The organism is Methylobacterium sp. J-077, assembly GCF_022829365.1.
Lineage (GTDB): Bacteria > Pseudomonadota > Alphaproteobacteria > Rhizobiales > Beijerinckiaceae > Methylobacterium.
Map to the genome: position 1 here is coordinate 1 of NZ_JAKSYJ010000207.1, position 17,041 is coordinate 17,041.

Annotated in this window: 20 protein-coding genes and 1 pseudogene; 11 read left to right on the forward strand and 10 right to left on the reverse strand. The window is 62.0% G+C overall.

The genetic code is table 11. The annotated features are described in order from the left end of the window. Positions 1–411: 411 nt before the first annotated feature. Positions 412–1,455, reverse strand: coding sequence for a hypothetical protein (locus tag MKL11_RS24735; RefSeq protein WP_243948140.1), 1,044 nt, complete (start codon positions 1,453–1,455; stop codon positions 412–414). 2 nt (positions 1,456–1,457) lie between these two features. Between MKL11_RS24735 and MKL11_RS24740 the strand changes: the two genes are divergently transcribed. From MKL11_RS24740 to MKL11_RS24750, 3 genes and pseudogenes are all read left to right on the forward strand, one after another. Next, entirely contained in the window at positions 1,458–2,012 is a 555-nt protein-coding gene (locus MKL11_RS24740; RefSeq protein ID WP_243948142.1) for a hypothetical protein, read from the forward strand. A gap of 1 nt (position 2,013) precedes the next feature. Beyond that, positions 2,014–2,805: pseudogene (locus MKL11_RS24745) on the forward strand (DUF5131 family protein). 386 nt (positions 2,806–3,191) lie between these two features. Then, positions 3,192–3,533, forward strand: coding sequence for a hypothetical protein (locus MKL11_RS24750; RefSeq protein WP_243948144.1), 342 nt, complete (start codon positions 3,192–3,194; stop codon positions 3,531–3,533). Between the two features lie 32 nt (positions 3,534–3,565). Here MKL11_RS24750 and MKL11_RS24755 read toward each other — a convergent pair whose 3' ends face one another. Then, a complete protein-coding gene (locus tag MKL11_RS24755; protein ID WP_313900780.1) occupies positions 3,566–4,069 on the reverse strand; it encodes a recombinase family protein in 504 nt (167 codons plus the stop codon). After that, positions 4,000–4,395 (reverse strand): hypothetical protein, encoded by a 396-nt coding sequence (locus MKL11_RS24760; RefSeq protein WP_243948146.1) that lies wholly within the window; start codon positions 4,393–4,395, stop codon positions 4,000–4,002. Before MKL11_RS24760 ends, MKL11_RS24755 begins: the two co-directional genes overlap by 70 nt. 336 nt (positions 4,396–4,731) lie before the next feature. On the opposite strand from MKL11_RS24760, the gene MKL11_RS24765 reads away from it, so the two are divergent. From MKL11_RS24765 to MKL11_RS24785, 6 genes are all read left to right on the forward strand, one after another. Further along, positions 4,732–4,977: a hypothetical protein gene (locus MKL11_RS24765; protein ID WP_243948148.1), complete on the forward strand. Its 246-nt coding sequence runs from the start codon at positions 4,732–4,734 to the stop codon at positions 4,975–4,977. 30 nt (positions 4,978–5,007) lie between these two features. Beyond that, positions 5,008–5,424 carry an NUDIX domain-containing protein gene (locus tag MKL11_RS24770; RefSeq protein ID WP_243948150.1) on the forward strand — a complete coding sequence of 139 codons (417 nt, stop codon included), beginning with the start codon at positions 5,008–5,010 and terminating at the stop codon, positions 5,422–5,424. Positions 5,425–5,717: 293 nt separating this feature from the next. Further along, a complete protein-coding gene (locus tag MKL11_RS33205; RefSeq protein ID WP_279600700.1) occupies positions 5,718–5,849 on the forward strand; it encodes a hypothetical protein in 132 nt (43 codons plus the stop codon). Between the two features lie 206 nt (positions 5,850–6,055). After that, positions 6,056–7,123 carry a hypothetical protein gene (locus MKL11_RS24775; RefSeq protein WP_243948151.1) on the forward strand — a complete coding sequence of 356 codons (1,068 nt, stop codon included), beginning with the start codon at positions 6,056–6,058 and terminating at the stop codon, positions 7,121–7,123. A 99-nt stretch (positions 7,124–7,222) separates the two neighbouring features. Continuing rightward, positions 7,223–7,738 (forward strand): hypothetical protein, encoded by a 516-nt coding sequence (locus MKL11_RS24780; RefSeq protein WP_243948152.1) that lies wholly within the window; start codon positions 7,223–7,225, stop codon positions 7,736–7,738. A 290-nt stretch (positions 7,739–8,028) separates the two neighbouring features. Next, on the forward strand, positions 8,029–8,325 hold the full coding sequence (locus tag MKL11_RS24785) for a hypothetical protein (RefSeq protein ID WP_243948153.1): 297 nt from the start codon (positions 8,029–8,031) through the stop codon (positions 8,323–8,325). A 233-nt stretch (positions 8,326–8,558) separates the two neighbouring features. Here the strand turns inward: MKL11_RS24785 and MKL11_RS24790 are convergent, their stop codons facing one another. After that, positions 8,559–9,194 (reverse strand): TetR/AcrR family transcriptional regulator, encoded by a 636-nt coding sequence (locus tag MKL11_RS24790; RefSeq protein WP_243948154.1) that lies wholly within the window; start codon positions 9,192–9,194, stop codon positions 8,559–8,561. Between the two features lie 113 nt (positions 9,195–9,307). On the opposite strand from MKL11_RS24790, the gene MKL11_RS24795 reads away from it, so the two are divergent. Next, the gene (locus MKL11_RS24795; RefSeq protein WP_243948155.1) at positions 9,308–9,997 is read left to right on the forward strand and encodes an MBL fold metallo-hydrolase; all 690 of its coding nucleotides are present in this window, start codon (positions 9,308–9,310) and stop codon (positions 9,995–9,997) included. Between the two features lie 257 nt (positions 9,998–10,254). Here MKL11_RS24795 and MKL11_RS24800 read toward each other — a convergent pair whose 3' ends face one another. Together MKL11_RS24800 and MKL11_RS24805 are read right to left on the reverse strand one after the other, a co-directional pair. Continuing rightward, positions 10,255–10,560 carry a hypothetical protein gene (locus MKL11_RS24800; protein WP_243948156.1) on the reverse strand — a complete coding sequence of 102 codons (306 nt, stop codon included), beginning with the start codon at positions 10,558–10,560 and terminating at the stop codon, positions 10,255–10,257. Between the two features lie 145 nt (positions 10,561–10,705). Further along, the gene (locus tag MKL11_RS24805) at positions 10,706–11,065 is read right to left on the reverse strand and encodes a hypothetical protein (protein WP_243948157.1); all 360 of its coding nucleotides are present in this window, start codon (positions 11,063–11,065) and stop codon (positions 10,706–10,708) included. Positions 11,066–11,135: 70 nt separating this feature from the next. Between MKL11_RS24805 and MKL11_RS24810 the strand changes: the two genes are divergently transcribed. After that, positions 11,136–11,426, forward strand: a complete 291-nt coding sequence (locus MKL11_RS24810; protein ID WP_243948159.1) for a hypothetical protein — start codon at positions 11,136–11,138, stop codon at positions 11,424–11,426. A gap of 10 nt (positions 11,427–11,436) precedes the next feature. On the opposite strand, the gene MKL11_RS24815 is transcribed toward MKL11_RS24810, so the two are convergent. From MKL11_RS24815 to MKL11_RS24830, 4 genes are all read right to left on the reverse strand, one after another. After that, a complete protein-coding gene (locus tag MKL11_RS24815; protein ID WP_243948161.1) occupies positions 11,437–13,134 on the reverse strand; it encodes a DUF4209 domain-containing protein in 1,698 nt (565 codons plus the stop codon). Between the two features lie 129 nt (positions 13,135–13,263). Beyond that, positions 13,264–14,478: a hypothetical protein gene (locus tag MKL11_RS24820; protein WP_243948163.1), complete on the reverse strand. Its 1,215-nt coding sequence runs from the start codon at positions 14,476–14,478 to the stop codon at positions 13,264–13,266. 155 nt (positions 14,479–14,633) lie between these two features. Further along, positions 14,634–15,860 carry a helix-turn-helix domain-containing protein gene (locus tag MKL11_RS24825; protein WP_243948165.1) on the reverse strand — a complete coding sequence of 409 codons (1,227 nt, stop codon included), beginning with the start codon at positions 15,858–15,860 and terminating at the stop codon, positions 14,634–14,636. Beyond that, complete coding sequence (locus MKL11_RS24830; RefSeq protein ID WP_243948167.1) at positions 15,857–16,558, reverse strand: hypothetical protein; 702 nt, start codon at positions 16,556–16,558, stop codon at positions 15,857–15,859. The genes MKL11_RS24825 and MKL11_RS24830 overlap by 4 nt, the downstream gene beginning before the upstream one ends. Between the last annotated feature and the right edge of the window lie 483 nt (positions 16,559–17,041).

A 17,041-nucleotide genomic window follows, 5' to 3' on the forward strand; every position in this document is an offset into this window, starting at 1 on the left:
CGTCGCCTGGGTGTGCTCCTCCATGAGACGATGGAGGAAGACCTGGGCCTCGGCTCTCTTGCTCGTCCTCGCGCTGCGACGGACATGGACTCCGTCCCGCCGGAACCTTACCCACCAAACATCACCCCGCCGGTAGACCCCCGCCACATGCCCTCACCGTTGACCGCGGACGCCAAGAGTCTGAGTCAAAAAGAAAAATTGACAAGGCAATGTGGGCGCTGGGGTTGCGGCGAAGGTTACTGAGTCCACGGTAAGAATCTTGACGGGCGCACGAGAAGGATCGCGAACGTGACGCGGACGATCCATGGCCGCGAAGAAATTTCAACGCGTTGAGAAACCGCGGTGAGAACGTTCAACTAGGATCGGGAAACGAGCCCGCCCACGCCCGTAGCGCGGGCGGGCGAACTGATTTCAGAAGCCGGATGGGCTGCTCGCTTGCAAGGTGATCTTCGCACCCGCGGTCTTGATGCCGGTGATCGGAAGCACTCGATCATCGACAAGTACCACGACGTTGCCGTGACCGACCATCTCCTCAATCTCGTGTATCCAAGAGGGATTCGCGGCCACGGCCGCCTGCTCCACCACCTCGCTCTGTGGTTCGTCCGACCCTGCCGCTTCCGTTTCAAGCTGGTCCGTTGTCTCGACGGCCTCAACCGTCGCAGGCGAGGCATTCCGGCGCTCCTTACGGTAAAGGGCGATGTAATGGTCCATGCCGCCCTTACCGCGTCCCGCCCGCGCCTCGTTCGCGGCTCTGCCGAGAGCTTCCTCCACTCGATTAGCTGACACCTTGGCCAGCCGCAGCCCCGCCAACGCCGTAGCCCTCTTGCCCACCAGAGAAGCTTTCGTCCCTTCGGTCTTGAACGCTTGCATCACACGCAGCAAAGGCGTCGCCGCGTTCCCGTGCAAGGGGGGCGCCCCTTGCTCGTCGAGGAAAGCATCTAGCGCCGCGTTATCGAGTTCAAACCCCGACGTATCAAACTCCTCTACGAACCGCGCGACGGTGGCGAGGAAGACATGGCTCGATCGGTCGAGTGCGTCCGATGCCTCTGCCATCGCGACATCGGCCTCGCGAGCCGCCGAGAGCGCTTGCGCGTAGATTGTGTAGGGCGTCTCCTTCCGCTCCGGACTGTCATCCCATTCCTTCAAGTCTGGGTCTGCGCCCGGCGCCGTCCCGCCTGATTCGGATAGGCCCGGCTGTGAGGTTAGGGCGACGCGACTATCATCAGCCGCCGATAGAAGCTGCGGCTGCGCTTTGCTCGTAGTGGGCTGCCACGGCGTCTGATCGATCAGCGCTGCCTTCGCTGCCGCCTGCCCAGAGCCTCCTGTGAGCACCCGGATTTTATCTCTGAGCAGGCTGGCAGGAAGCCGTGGACCAAATGGCACGCCAGAGTCATGCGATTTATGCATCAGAAAGTCCTCTTTGTGATTGACTGTCCATACCATGTACATGTACAAACATGACTGTCAATCGGCAATCGAAGGGGCTTAAAGTGACGCCAGAGCAATTTGGCAATTGCCGTCAGGCACTTGGCCTATCCAAAGTACGGTTCGGCGATCTGGTCGGCGTCGGACGGGTAAGCGTCAGTCACTATGAAAGAGGCTGTAGGCACGACAACGGTCAGCCAGTCCCAATTCCTCGTCTCGTCGAAATGACCTGCGCTGCGCTCATGCTCGGTGTGCGCGATTTCCAAGATCTGGCGCCACATCAGGTAATCGAAGACGTAGTTCCTGATCATGATAAACGTTTGCGATTGAATGAAATATCTTCAAAAATTGTTGAATCCGAAAGATATAAGTTAATTGATAATGGAGTTAGGCTGAGTGAACACTGCATCGGAATCAAAGTTATTACGGCCGTTCGGCATTGGAATGCCATAAGGAGGGCGGCGGAAAATCACGGTTACGAAGTGCCGCAGCTTTATTTCGCCGATGATGGCTATGGGCAGTTTTTCGCAATCGTAGATCTAATTTCGAGCGATATGGAATTTTGGCTCAAGATGGAATTGGGTTGATATGGCTCGTTCTACTGGCATTGAGTGGACGGACAGGACATGGAACCCGAGTGCGGGCTGTACGATGCTGTCACCAGGATGCGCCAATTGTTACGCCATGCGAATGGCCGCTCGCTGCGAGGCAATGGGGCAGAAAAAATATGGTGGCACAACTCGGCGGTCCGGCGGACGCGCCAAGTGGACTGGTGAAGTTGTTGTGGATCGTGAAACCCTGCTGGCCCCCTACCGATGGCCGGTCGGACAGAGGATCTTCGTGAACAGTATGTCTGACCTCTTTCACGAGGCCCTTCCAGTGGCCACCCTCCGGGATGTTTAGAGGATAATGGTCGGGACCCCACGGCACAGCTATCAGGTGCTGACAAAAAGGGCCGACCGCCTCCTGAAATTATCGCCGACCCTGGTTTGGCCAGAGTATGTGTCGATGGGAGTAAGTGTCGAAAGTCAGAACTACCTGTGGCGCGCAGACCGGATCCGTCAGACTGGCGCGCGCGTGAAGTTCCTCTCACTCGAACCACTGCTTGGTCCTGTGCCGAGTCTGGATCTAACGGGCATCGACTGGGTGATCGTCGGTGGCGAGAGTGGTCCGGGGGCTCGGCCGATGGACGCGAAGTGGGTGCGGGCAATCCGAGACGCTGCTATCGCTGTGGGAACGGCCTTTCACTTTAAGCAATGGGGCGGTGTGCAGAAAGTTAAAACGGGTCGTCTACTGGACGGGCGGACGTGGGACGAATTTCCGAGTGCGAGCAAATTTCGTTTGCTTCCATCTGAGCATTGGGCACAACGATCACGATAGCCCCTGGGAACTGAACGAGCGCGGGGTTTTAACTTGAAAGGTCGCGCGATTTCTCAACGCGTTGACATTTCTTAGTCTGAGACCTGTTGATGGCAAATCTGCGTCTAACCACAGATCTTGTTGTTGGGGTGAGGCCGCCCAGGGCAACTCCCCCCAGAAGCGTCGCGGGAAGATCAAGAACATCCTGAAGTGCCTCGGCCGGTGTGGGACCCCGGCGAACGGATCCACCCGGTCGAACTGCTCGCGAAACTGATTAAGGTGGACTGAAGGTAAGATACGACCCAAAGGATGATCTTAGGGCAAATGATGAATACACTGAAAATAATTTTGATCTAAATCCTCCGTGATTGGTTATGGTTATTGGAGTCTATAACAGAGGAAACAGCATGCGCTATCCCCATGTTTGCTACACAAGGATTAGAGATAATGACATCACTGCACTGGTCGGCCTAACGGCTTGGTCAGTAAAACAGGCAAACATCTCGACGCGTTGCCGGATGGGCAAATGGGATATGCGTCTTGATTGCTGCCACCTTCAGGTTCGCTTTACGCGGAAGAGCGACCGAGATGACTTCGAGCAGGCCAAGATAGAAGCATTTGGGGTGGCGGACGAGGCGAGCTTGCAGCAGGACTCTGTGCCGCCGCAGGATTCTATGAGGCCCCAGTCCGATCCGACGTTCGACTGGAACGGCTACGTTGACCGTCTCATGAAACTTCCTCGGCGGTAGCTAGTCTTCAAAACCAGGATCACCGCTAATCCTCAAGCCACAGCGATGATCGCCTCCAGATCCTGGGAGGCGATCATCGCCGCATGCACCCGCTGGACGGTCGAGGCACCGACACCGGTCCAACGCGCCGTCTCCCGGATCCCGGCACCGGAGGCTAGTAATGCGCGGATCGCCTCGGCCTTGTCCGGATCCCGCGGTGGCCGACCGAGACGGGTCCCCTTGACCCTGGTCCGTTCGAGCCCGGTTATGACGCGCGAGCGGATCAGCGACCGCTCGAACTCGGCGAACAGCCCGAGCATCTGGAACATCATCCGCCCGCCCGGCGTGCTCGTATCAAGAGCCTGCTGATGCAGGAAGAGATCGACGCCGCGTCCCTGAAGCTCGCCCAGCAGGTTGAGTAGGTCCGGCAGGGATCGCCCGAGCCGATCGACGCTCCAGGCCGCGACGAGATCGACCTCGCGCCGGGTTACCGCCTTGAGCAGCGCGTCCAGCCCTTGATCGGCAAGCGATCCAGTGAGCCAAGATCGAGCCGCCAGAGCACCAGAGCGAACAACCGCCGAAAGAGTTCGGGGCTTTGGTCCTCCGCTGCGAGATCTTGCCCAATCTTTGTCGCGAGCAGCTTGCGCTCACGGCGGCGGAAGAACTTAGCCGCCTGCGCGATGAGGCGCGTGGTCTCGACCGGCATCACGTCGGCCTCGTTGAGGACCTTGTTGATGCCCAGCACTTCGGTTTTGTCGTAGTCCGGCCAGACCAGGGCATCGAACAGGGTGCGTGTATCGGCGCGAGATAGGGCGTGTGTGGCGGTCAGCGTCAGTCCGCTGTGCGCTTGCGCGAGGGCGATCATGACGCGCAGCGTGGCCAACAACGGCATCTCGGCAGCGCTGATTGCATTGAGATTCCACCCGAGCCGAATTGCACGAGGTGGGCCGCCGTCAGGCCGCGCGAGAAGTCCCGAAACACCGGACCGCGTAAGGAGCGACCAAGCGGGCAGAGGCTCGATTTTCATCATCGACCAGCTTCTGTCACCGTGCCCCATCGCAGACAAGATTTTGTCAACCACAAGTCGATATTGCAGGCAAAGAGGCATCCCTGTCGGCCATCATCACGCGACTGGGCGCGGCCTTCAATCCGTCTCTCAGCCAGAGATCGCGAAGCGACTCAATCTTCGTGCCGCGAACCCGCATCAGGATCATCACCAGTGAACTTCTCCGTCACCGCCCGCACGCCCACGAGCGAGAGCATCTTCCACCACATCTCGCTCCTGAACGCCATTTGTCAGGGCATGAGCCTAAGCGCTTCAGGTAAGGTCGATGTGCGGATCGTGGACGGAAATGGTCTGTCTCGGACGCCAGCGGAATCGTTCCGGCTTATGTTTGGCGGAAGCGTCGGTGTGGACGCTTGCAATATCACAATGGCGGCTGATGCCGTCCCTCTTGCTGCGTGAAGGAAATGTTGCTCCCTGTGGCGTCTGATCATGGGCGACTATGACAACACGCCTACCGTCGTGGTTGTACTCGTGCCGATCCGAAGTGGTCTTCTGATGATCCGCCGGGGCGTCGAAGACGGGTATGGCGATCTTGCGCTGCCCGGCGGCTACCAGATGCGCGGCGAGACATGGCAAGAAGCCGGAGCGCGGGAGGTTCGCGAGGAGACCGGCGTATGCATCGACGCCGAGGGGTTGCGATTGCTGACCGTCGTCACGACGCCGGACCGGCGGCAGAATTTGCTTTTCTGCCAAAGCCCACCCGTCGAACATGCTGGCTTGTTTGAGCACGACGGCGAGGTGCTTGAAGTCGTCGTGGTGGACGAACCAGTGCCTACGGCCTTCCCGCTTCACGATGAGATGGTTGAGCGCTTTTTCGGTGACCCCAGACAGCATCCGAAGGCGTGAAGCGATGTCGGCTGCGCAGATCCATGGGCCGTAGCGGCCGTCATCCTTTTCTGAAGCTCGCCTGCAATGCTCGGTGCGTAAGAAGGCTCAATCCGAACTGGCCTCCCCAGGATAAGCCCCAGCCCTGTCCGTGTCGGGCACGCTGCTGAGCTAAGATGTCCGCCCTGACCCTATCGTGATGCAGTTCGACATGTTGTCGCCAGAGCGCCTGCTCGACGGCTCGATGGTACTCGGAATGAATGTCAAGAAGAGGGAGTTGAGCTTCTCGACGAAAAGCTTGCCGTTTTAAGATCATGTTGAAGATCGCCCCGCGGTCGATCTTCAACATGGTGTTCTGTATCTCGCCCAACACCTTCATCCTAACGACCATCAACCCCACGATCGACCAAGGTCTGAGCCTCGATCCGAATAAGTGCGCGATCTGACGACGGTAACAAGTGGCCTACGCAATAGACCGCAGGGTCTGTAGGCAAGTTATGACCTCGATTTCAGCCTGTAATCATGTTATCAATAGCTAATGCCGCTATCCCACCAAGCTGATCCGACAATTCGGGACAGAAGGCCACCAGCCAGACCCTACACGGGCTGGGCGCTCGATCGGGTAGTCGATCTCGATCGAAATAACGCAGGCTTGCTGGCGGCGAGTTTCCGGTTTGGATCGCAACGGAGGCAGGCAGTCTTTCTAATTCTAGGACTCATTGAGATCCTTGGCATCGATGAGATCGCCAGCCACCTGCGTTCGTCAGCGATCACGCCAGAATTTGGAGACGCGACTTCTTCGACCATCATCGGGCAGACCATTCTCCAGCTTCGCCGCCCCCGCGATCTGGTCCGGGTGATCCTTGCAGGGCCTCCTGCCGGACTTCTCGGTGCTCTTCGTAGACTCGGGCCTGATCCGGTCGGCGAACCGAGAACGTATTACGAGCTTGGTAGATTGTTTCTGTCGCGCGACCCTGACGATCGGCGTCGTGCCAAGGTCATCAGCCAAATCAGCGGTAACCTTGTCGGCGATCAGATCCGAATTGTCAGCATGCTCGACCCCGTACTCCTCCATCCGGCTTTCGTCGCCACGGTCTATGATGTTCGACAGGTTGCCGTGATACACGATGCCCTGTCTTATGTAAGAAATCATTGTTCCCGTGCGACCGACGAAGCAATTCGAGTTTCGTTAGGTAAGATCAAGCTGGGCGGCCATCGTTCCGATTTGATCAAAGGCTGGGCAGAACGCTTCGATCGATTGCCCGACATGCTCGATACACGGGGAGACCCGACGTTCAACGTCTTAGATAGTGCCGCTGCTCTCGCTGATGCTGGGCGACGCTTCCGGAACTGTCTGGCGACCAAGGTCGTTGAGTCCCTCTTGGGCACTCATTTGTACGTGGAATACAAGCCGACTGATCCTCAGGAGCCCGGCGTGATCGCTGAGTTGCGGAGAACCAACCAGGGCTACTTTCTTGAGGGGCTTTACGCGATCAACAACCGTCGTGTGCTGCCGCATCGGGCGAGTTTCATCCGTGACAAGCTGGCCGCGCTCGGTGTTGCGATCCTGGCGCATGCGCCAGGAGATCGCGACGCGATCTACGCGGCTGCGCAGATGCTCGGTGTCCGCCACCTGACGGAAGCCGATATTGATGGTTGGGGCGACGAGCCTTGCGACGCTGCCAATGACTTGCAACAGGCGCTCGCTGAGGTCGCGTGATGCAAAGTGGCTATCGACGACTCGTACCTATCCGGATCCTGGGCGATCGGCGTGCCCCGCCGCCCGCGGTGATGTCCTGGCAGGGCTCGTAGTACGCCGTTGACCACTCCCAACACGATCCAGATCTACGTCCTGAAGACGCCGGGTCAGGTCCTGCGCATCGGGCTGGCAGTGACGATGATCATCGCGATGGCGACCCTGCCGCTGATGATCTCCGGACTGCTGCTTTGGGTCCTGGCCTCGCAGTACATCCGGTTGACCGAGATCGTTGTCGAGGAGCTTCAGGAGCAGTGTCACGCGCGTCGGCGACTGGAAGAAGATCGTGGGGATCACGCCGTCCGGCTGGCCGAGCGTGAGGCCCGGATTACCGCGCTCGAAGTAGATCTCACCCAGGCTCGGCTGGCTTCCACCACGCCCTTAGAAACTGAAGAAGATCGTCTCTACCGCAGGGTCGGGCTGCATCCCCAGGCACCCGAATTCCTCGTGCATGCTGCACGCCGAATTTACCGAATTCAGCTTCACCCTGACCGGCATCACCAACACGCCCGTCAGGCACATCAGCGATATCTCCGCGCAGAAGCGACCTTCGAAGACATTGCAAGGCTCCGGCGATAGGCCGAACGGCGCGCAGCCGACGCTGGGCTGCATCACGGCATACTTGGCGATGTCTTCTGGTTCGAGCCGATCCAGAAACCTCGCTCGGGGTGGAAAGCGGACGGTGTCAGATCATCCAATTCTTCGAGCTTGCCGTAATCCTTAGACTCACTATCGGCAGGTGGTCTGGTTCTAACTGTTCAAGCGACACCGCGGAATTCAAGGTTGGTATGTGCGTTGCCACACGGCGGCGCATCCCGTGAAGGAGTTTGATTGTGCGCAATCTAATCTGATCACGCTGATGAGGGATAATGCCCAGCAAGCAAGACGATCCGAACGATATCGAAGCCCGCAGAGAACGCGTGAGTTGGATCAGGCTGGTCCATTTGACGTGGAGAATATCCCTCGCCGATGAAGAACTACATCCATTATGGCGTCTCTTCGATGAGCTTGATCGGATGCCTGCGACGCATCCGATTTTCGATATCATCTATCATGCCGCTGAGATGGAGGCAGCCATTCAGAAATTCATCAAAAGGTTTGAGTTGGATGCCGATCATGTCGCAACCCTCCGTGACATCATTCGGAGGACGATCAAGCAGCATTGAGGCTTGTCGTTGTTGACCAATAGAAAATTCGTTAGCTTCTGCTACCGACCCTTCGCAGACCCTCGGAAGGTCCGCTTCGTGGCAGCGTGATAGACGGCGACTTAAGGCTGGGTTGGGTGGAAAAAAGACTGTTTGGTTTCGGGCGTTCCAAACGCTAACGCGGACATCACCCAAAGCCTGCGCTGGGGGCGACCTCGATCCGCAGGCGGACCGGCCACGAACCGGATCCTGCATTATGTCGGCAACAGGCCGACGATCAGGCGCTCAGTAACGCGGGCCGCCAAGGTATCAATCACTTGGGGGCGAACCTCGCGGTCTACCACACGGTCGATTGTCAGCAACGTGAACCCGTGAACGAGCGACCATGCGGTGACGACCGCCACCGAGACCTCCTGCTCATCCTCCGGGTCGATCGCGAATGCGCCCGCGCGTGCACCGGTCAGGATCACGCCCCGCAGCACCGCACGCGCCTCGGTTAGAACAGCCAAGACCGCTGGCGGAAGGCCCTCGATGCTGGGCAGGGCTTGACCGAACATCAGCCGGTAGAGGGCGGGGTTCGCCACGCCAAACCCGATGTAGGCTTGCCCGATGGCACGCAGGGTCCCGACTGCACCCGTGGCCTCATCGATCGCCGTGGTCATGCAGGTATGCAGCGTCTCGTAACCCGTGAGCGCCACCGCGGCGATCAGCGCCTCCTTATCTGTGAAATGCCGGTAGGACGCCGCGTGGCTCACTCCGGCGCGGCGGGCGACCTCGCGCAGCGAGAAGTCCCACCGCCCCGTCTCCGTCAAGATCGCCGTGGCGCTGTCGAGAAGGGCACGGCGCAGATCGCCGTGGTGGTACGGGGCTGCTGACGCGACTGTGTTCACGAGAACCTCGTGCGGTGTGTTGACGGTGGTAACATTCAGCGTATGTTACCAATGGTAACACGGTCCTGGCCTGGGTGCATCCCAGTCAGGGCAACGAACTAGAGATCATGATCATGCAGCAGATCGTCGAGAATGCTTGGCTGTTGGCGCTTGGCAACGGCAACGCCATCCTGCTCCGTCAGGGCGAGGAACTGGCTCTGATCGACGCGGGCTTCCCCGGTAAGGAGCAGATCGTCTTCGACGCGATCAACAAGCTCGGTCGGCGTCCCTCAGACTTGAAGCACCTCATCTTCACGCATGGGCATCCCGACCACATCGGGAGCGCGGCCGCCATCATTCGCGCGACGGGTGCACGGACCTACATGCATGCCGCCGACGCTCCTCTGGCGGAAAGCGGCGGCCCGTTCCGGCCGATGGCCCCTGCGCCCGGCCTTGTACACGCACTGATGTACAGGCTTGTTTGGGACCAGAACGAACGCATGCAGCCGTTCCAGATCGACCAGCACATCGCTGACGGTGAGACGCTGCCGATCTTGGGTGGCTTGCACGTGACACACGTACCCGGTCATTGCGCCGGACAGGTCGCGCTGATGTGGCAAGGCGGACGGCTCCTGCTCGGCGGCGATACGTTCATCAACATCCTGGGTGTGAGTGACCCGATCGCGTTCGAGAACGAGGCGGAAGGGCGGGCCAGCCAACGCAAGCTCGCGGCGCTCGACTTCCAGGCCGTCGCGTTCGGGCACGGCAAGGCCATCACGAAGGATGGCCCCGGCAAGCTTCGTCGCTTCGTCGCGCGACGCTGACAGGCGTGCACAGATCACCGTAGGCCATAGGGATGGGGGGCGGGCCTATGACCGCTTTCCGGCCGCTCCGATGATCAGCGGTACGACCTACTTGGGTCGGATGCGGAACGTCCGCTTCGAGGCGAGTGGCTGACTTGCGCTGACAGCCGACACGCTCAACCCGCAGAAGGCACGCGTGCTCGCCATGCTCGGCCTGATCAAGACCAGCGACCCTGGCGAGATGCAGCGGATGTTCGACACGGACTGATGTGCTCTAATCAGTTCGATACGACGAGCCGCAGTCCCGGCGACTTGGGCAGGTAGGCCCGCTCGATGTCCTGCTCACGGGCCACCAGCAGCTTGGCCAAGTCCGCCAACGAGTAGCCCAATTCCTCCCGGTGGTAGCGCACGACCTCGGCCAGCCGCCACGGCTGCTCCGGCTCGATCTCGTGCGGTTCCCCGTTCTTGAACGCCTTGGCGTACTGTGTGCCGAGTGTCTTATACTGGTGCTCAGTGACGAGGTTGGCAGGGCATACAACATGGTCCAGCAGCGCAGGCGGCCGAGGTGGGCGTCTTCCGAGCATCCTGATTTCGGGAGATCGAGGACTGGAAGATCGAGGTCTCGAAGACCGAGATCTCGTAGATCAAAGCGACCAGCCCTGCCCAGGTTAGCGTGGTCCCGACTGGTGCTGCCTGTCAGCCTCGGCGCGTTCATTGGCTGAGTTCCGATCACAAGGGTAGCCCCAGCAGCCAATCCGACAGTACCGGCAACACCCCGTGCGGGCCGCCGAGGCGGCCATCCATGTCGTCGAGGTCGATGATTTCCACGTGGGTGGACATAGGTCGGTGCAATTCGCCCCGACGCCATACGGCTCTCACCGACGCAGTCCAGGCGGGGGCGTAGGGGTAGTGGATCTCGTAGACCCAGGTGCTGGCGTCCGCGGGCACGCCGTAGCGGTTGCCGATGAGCTTGGCGGTGACGCAGTTCACGTCGCAGGTCCAGACGCGCTTCTCGCTCTTGGTTGGATTCATACGGCTGAGTAGACGGTAAATAACAATGCGTTCAGCGTCGCCAATTTCGTGAGTCATTGTAAAATAATCCTCCTGCGTCCGCGATGAAGACGCTTAGGAATCCCGCGATATTTAGGAGGAGGTCACGATGAAAGTGTACGGCGTTAATTTGGTGCCGGTGTTCATGGAGCTACGTCGCCTTGGGCTGATCGAGAGCGAGCGGCGCTTCGGCCCGTGGATCGGGCGGGGACCAGACTACTACCGCGACCACGGTCGAGCGTATGGCTATGCGCAAGTGGCGCCGCGGACGGCGGCGCGGCTGTGGCGACAGCTACAAGCACTCGCACGACGCCTCCCGCCGGGCTTGCGGGGGGAGGTCGAGGCGATCTGCGTCCGCCTTGAGCGCGATGCCGCGGTCGCGGGGATGCTGGCCCGATAGCCGATGAGGATCAGCCGCCCGCGTCGGCGGTCCGGCGCCTTTCGATCCAGGCCGCCATCCCGTCAGTGGTCAACGCGACGAGCCGGACGAAGACCCACCACAGATAGAAGCCTGTCTCCGAGTTCAGCGTGTTCTCGTCGGCGAGGCCGTGCGCGATCACGTTTCGCAGGTTCGGGCCGACCCGACCCGCCAACAGCGAGCGGAGTTCGTAGACCATGTCGGCGCCTAAGACCTCCGCCATCTCCCGGTGTGCGAGGACCCGCTCGACGCTCCAGACCTCCTCCACGCCGTCCCGATCAATGTTGCGCGCGACGACGCCTCGCTGCTCCAGGACATGACGCAGGGCGTTCTCCGCCTGCGGCACGAGCACGTGCAGTGCGGTCGAGAAGTCGAATTTGAACCCCGCCACGATCGCCCGGACGAACAGCGAGAGCCGCCCCTCGGGGATGAAGGCGCTGTCCTTGATCAGCACATCGACGGCGGCCTCGTCGATGATATGCTCGTCCCGCATGACCCTGGCCGCCGGGGCGAGCACGGCGTGCACGTGGAGGTGGCGCTGCATGCGCGCGCCCTCATCCATAAGCCCATCGATCGCGGCCTCCTCCTGCTCGGCATCGCCAGTGCCGAGCGGTGGCCGCACCGCGATTTTGCGCCCCGCCTGATCGAACACATCCGCCTGGATCAGGGTGTGGACGATGCTACCGCGTCCGACCTCGACGGCGTTGCGCCGCAGGCCCTCCGGCTCGACCAGGACCACCAGCATGGCGAACTGGAAGAAGGCATCGTCCCAGGAGAGACTCCCCATGCGCTCCCGAACCGCCCGCATGTGCTCGCGGATGTCGATAGGGTCGCTGGTGGCGGTCCTCATCTCGTCGAGGGTGCGCCTGCCCGCCTCAGTGAGGCGGCGCCTAAGCTCGGGCAGGCGCGGCCGGAGGGCGGGGCAGTCCTGGAAGGCCGAGATCGCCTGCTCCCAAAAGCGGCGCGCCGCCATGAACGACCCGCCCCGCTCCTGCGCTTCCGCGTCGCGTACGAGGCACTCGGCGCCCGCGGACCGCGCCGCCTCCGCGTCGTCGGTCCGTCTCGCGCGCCGCAGGAGACGCGCCTGCACCAGGAAGTAGCTGCGGGCGCGGTCGTGATCCCCGGTCGATGATGACGCCTGAGCCACGCGACCGGCGATCCCGGCTAGGGCGTCGAAGTCCCCGAACGCGAACTCGTCGAGAAGCTCCATAGCCTTCAGGCTGAAGTACAAGGGATCGCTGCCGTCGTAATGCAGCACCCGCGCTTCGAGGTACTGGAGCGCCTGCCGGAGCAGTTCACCCCTCGGCCCAAGCTGCCGCGCCAGCCGGATCGCCCGCTCGTAGCGCTCCAGACTCAACGTCCAGTGCTTAGGGTCCTCCAGTCGCGATCCCGATGCGATGTAGGCCCCGACCGCCTCGCGGGCCGCGACCGCGTTCCTCCGCCTCAACCACAGCACGTCCCCGACTCGCGCCCGGAACTCGGGATCGTCCACAGCGCCGAACGCCTTTTCGAGCGCAACGAGGTGCTCATCGGACAGATCGTCCGGGATCAAGGTGCGCCGGTCGCCCGAGACCATCATGGGTCCGAATGGTGCGGCGGGGCTGCTCGACGTGAACAGGAAATCGAAGACCTGCGCCAGGAAATCCCAATTCTCATCGGGCTGGCGCTCGTGTTCACCTCGAAAGGCCAAAGCGTAGGCATGACACTCGCGTTGAGTTGCTGCGGTAAGCAGTCTTTCCAAGGCAGCCGCGCCCGGAAGATCGAACAATCCCATCGGTCGATATATCGCTTACTCCAGATCGGAATGCTTCAATTAATCTTATGGCTTGAAGATATTTGCCGCGAAGTCCCCATTGCCTTTTTGTGCGCAATAGTCAATCGCGCGTTCGACTGACAACCAGGGCGCGTCCGCGATCATCTTGCCACGCTCCGCCATCTCGGCCGCGGTCGGCATGTAGATCGAGAACTCGTTCTGCCATGCCCCGACGCCTTGGATCTCGAACTCGATGCGCACCGGCAGCTTGTTCGCTTGCGGCTCGGCCGCGAGCAATTCGAACCCGCGGACACGCTTCACGCACCGCAGCGGCGTCTGGCGTGTGCCCGTCAGGCTATCCCGCCGCGGCACGGACGCCTGCCGCACCACATCTAGCTTGAGGAGCAGGTTGAGCCACGGCGAGCCACGGAACGCTTCGTAATACTCGGAGAACCGCATGCCGAGCGTCGGCCAGAACACGCTCTCGCCTCGCTGCGTCGATAGCACCGTGCGAATCTTCTGCGGCAGGTAGGCGAGGCCGGACACGCGGGCGATGCCACCCTTCTCGTCGAGGTAGAAGTCGTTGGTCTCGGGGTGCAGGGCCATGTCGCTCCCGAGGCGCTGCGCGTCGATGCGGTCAGCGCTCGGGGCCACCTCGCACAGCAGGATCGCCCCCTCGGGGCCGTTCGTGAGGCCGGGCGGCGCGAGCAGTACCCGGCCGTCGCCGAGTTCATTGCTCAGGACGTATCGTACCTCCGGCGGCTGGCGCTGGAAGCCGTCGATGTAGTCCATGATTGCGTGCATGTCGCCGATCAGGAAATGCTCCAGGCGCAGCGTCCATGTCCCCGCCGACACGCTGATCAAGTCTGCCGTGCAGACGATGTCAGGGCCGATCGCCAGCAGGCCAGTGCTCAGGCCGCTGCTCGATCCGAGGCGCACAGCCCGTGCGCACCTTTCCTCGTGCGCGCGCTTCATCGCGCGCAGCCGGTCGGCCGGGTAGGTAACAGCGTCCCGGTCGATGAGTTTGGCGTGGTCGGTGCAGACCCACATCGCATTGTCGATGCTCGCCCGCTCCGCCGGGGTCATGGCCGGTTCGTAGCGGCGCCCGCCCGGCGAGGCTGCACAGATATGGGCGGCCTCGCCGATGTTCGTGATCGCGCTGGGCGCCTCCTCGCTCGGGCCGACTGTTAGCTTCGAGCACCCCTGAAAGGAGCACTGCCAGCCCGCACGAGCGGCCACCGCCCGCTTGGTCTTATCCGAGAAGTCGTCGCGGTTATTCACGGGGGCGGTCACTCCGTGTTGACGCTTGGAGGGCTGACGCTCGATGTGCCCTCGTGCGGATCTCAGCCCGACTCAAAGGTACTATCGGAATTGCGAAGAAGGATGGCGGGCTGAGCGTCACAACGTCTTGGTCTCGACCGGCGACCTCGACCGCATCAGCGATCCCGGTCGAAGCGCTTGGTGAACTCCACCACCTCCCCCGATTCGAGGTCGCGCGTGCGCAGGTGGCGCCCGAATTTGGGCACCGCGAGTTGGACGATCTCAGCCGTCTGGAGGAAGCCCTCGTCCAGCCCGGTGAGTTGCTCGATCTCCCCATCCGGCAGTGCGAGGGACGCCTGCAATCCCGCGCGCGTGTAGAAGCCCTCGCTCAGCAGCACCTCGACGCCGCGGCGGAGCATGCGCGGGCGCTCCATCGGCATCTCGTCGCGCCGGTCGAACGGCTCGCGCAGGGCGCCGCGCCATCCACGCCGCGTCAAATTCCTGAACAGGACGCCGCGCTCACCCTCATCGATCAGCCCAAGGTCCGACGCCCGGTAGATCATGGCGCCGATCGACATGCCCCAACGTCTCTTGAGCGAGCAGAAGTAGTCGAGCGAGGCCGTGCGCACCTCCTCGAAGAACGCCTCCCGCGGGAACAGGAAGGCCCCGGCGAACCGATGCGCCTGAGCCTCGATCACCTTGTGCAGCGCGGCGTCGCTCTCCTGCTGCGGGGTGACGCGCCCGTGCAGCACGATGTGCCCGAGTTCGTGCGCGCAGTCGTAGCGCGCCCGCGCGCAACTGATGTTGTACGTGTTGATGCCGACAAAAGGCCGACCGAGGTAGGCCGATCGGAAGCAGAACCCGTCCTGCTTGTCCGAGCGGATGTCGAGGCTGGCGACCGGGATGCCGACGTTCTCCAGCGCCAGCATCACATCGGGGATCGGGCGCGGGCCGAGCTTCCAGTCCGCGCGCAGCGCCTCCGCCGCCCGCTCAATCACCTCCCCGGTGATCAGTCGGAAATCGTCGGGGATGTCGAGCCGCGGCAGCGCGTGGTGCGGGAACGTCAGGTCGCTCTCCAGGAAGGCGAACGTCTCGCACAGCCAGCGCATGCGCTGCTCGGTCATCACGCGCGCAGTCTTGGTCTCGGCAGCGCGCGAGCGCCAGAACACGAGGTCGATCGCTTCCCCCCAACTCGGGCGGAGGAAGAATTCGTAGGGGAAGCGCAACTCGTTGGCGAGCGCGCACAGCCTGTCGTGCTGCGGCCGGTCGCGCCCCCCCTCGTAGTTGGCGATGGCCGTCCCGCTCACGCCGATCTTGTCGGCCAAATCCTTCTTGCTGAACGCGCATGCGCGGCGGGCCTCGGTCAGCCTGCTGCCCTGGAATGCCTGAACGCCGACGCTCATCGTCCCGTGGCCCGGTTAGCGTTCTTCTTCCTGATGGTCGGGTAGGCGTTGTCGGGCTGCGGCGGCGGTTCTGGGTCGGGCTCGCCGGTTAGCCAACCGGCACCCCTGCGCCCGTGCATCGCGATCTCGCTGAGGTCGAACCGGCGGGTCCAGTACGAGTACGCCGCGTCGGGGATGGCCAGGGTCAGGCCGCCGAACCGGCGGCCCTCGCTGGTGTAGGTCGAGCCCGCGTGCTTGTGCAGGAGGACGGCGAGGATGCAGCCGGACCAATCCGCGCTCCGGCACCGCCCGTCACCGAAGTCGAATTCCAACTGCCGCACGGCGCAACTCGTCTCTGCCAGCGCGAGCTTGTAGTCGGCGATCTTAGGCGGGTCGCCGAACGCGTCGATCGGCTCCTGCATGAGGATGATCCGGCCCATCCGCACGAGCAGCTTGATCTGACCGTTGCATTCGAGCCGCAGGCGCTCGAAGGGCACCCCGTGGCGCTCGCAGGCGTGCAACAACGCCCTGACGGCGCACGCGCCGCGGCGTTTTCCGAACTCCTCGTGGCGCTGGTCCTCGTCGAGGAGCGGATCGCGCACGAGTTCCTGGTCGAGGGCCTCGTAATCCCAGGGGAGGCGGGTCGCCACCGTCTCCACGAACGCCGGGTCGAGGTCGTGGCGGACGATATGGTCGGTGGGGTTCGGATCGAACGGCACGGGCGTCCTACGTCTACGTCATGCAACCGTGATGTCGTAATGGCCAGAAAAAATCAAGCGTGGCGTCGGGCGATGCGGTGACCTTTAACATCTGTCTTGCGGCGCTGCGGGGTTGGACTGCTGGCCTGACGATGGGGTCGGCCTCGCAGATCCTGGCCGCAGGCGTCCTGGCGGCGGCCTCCGACATCATGTCGGCCACGGTAGCCGCGACGATCACTACAGCCTGCCCGACCCATCCCGCCTCGGTAACCCTCGCGCGAGCTTCCCGAGAGCATTGCCTTGTCAATTTTTCTTTTTGACTCAGACTCTTGGCGTCCGCGGTCAACGGTGAGGGCATGTGGCGGGGTCTACCGGCGGGGTGATGTTTGGTGGGTAAGGTTCCGGCGGGACGGAGTCCATGTCCGTCGCAGCGCGAGGACGAGCAAGAGAGCCGAGGCCCAGGTCTTCCTCCATCGTCTCATGGAGGAGCACACCCAGGCGACG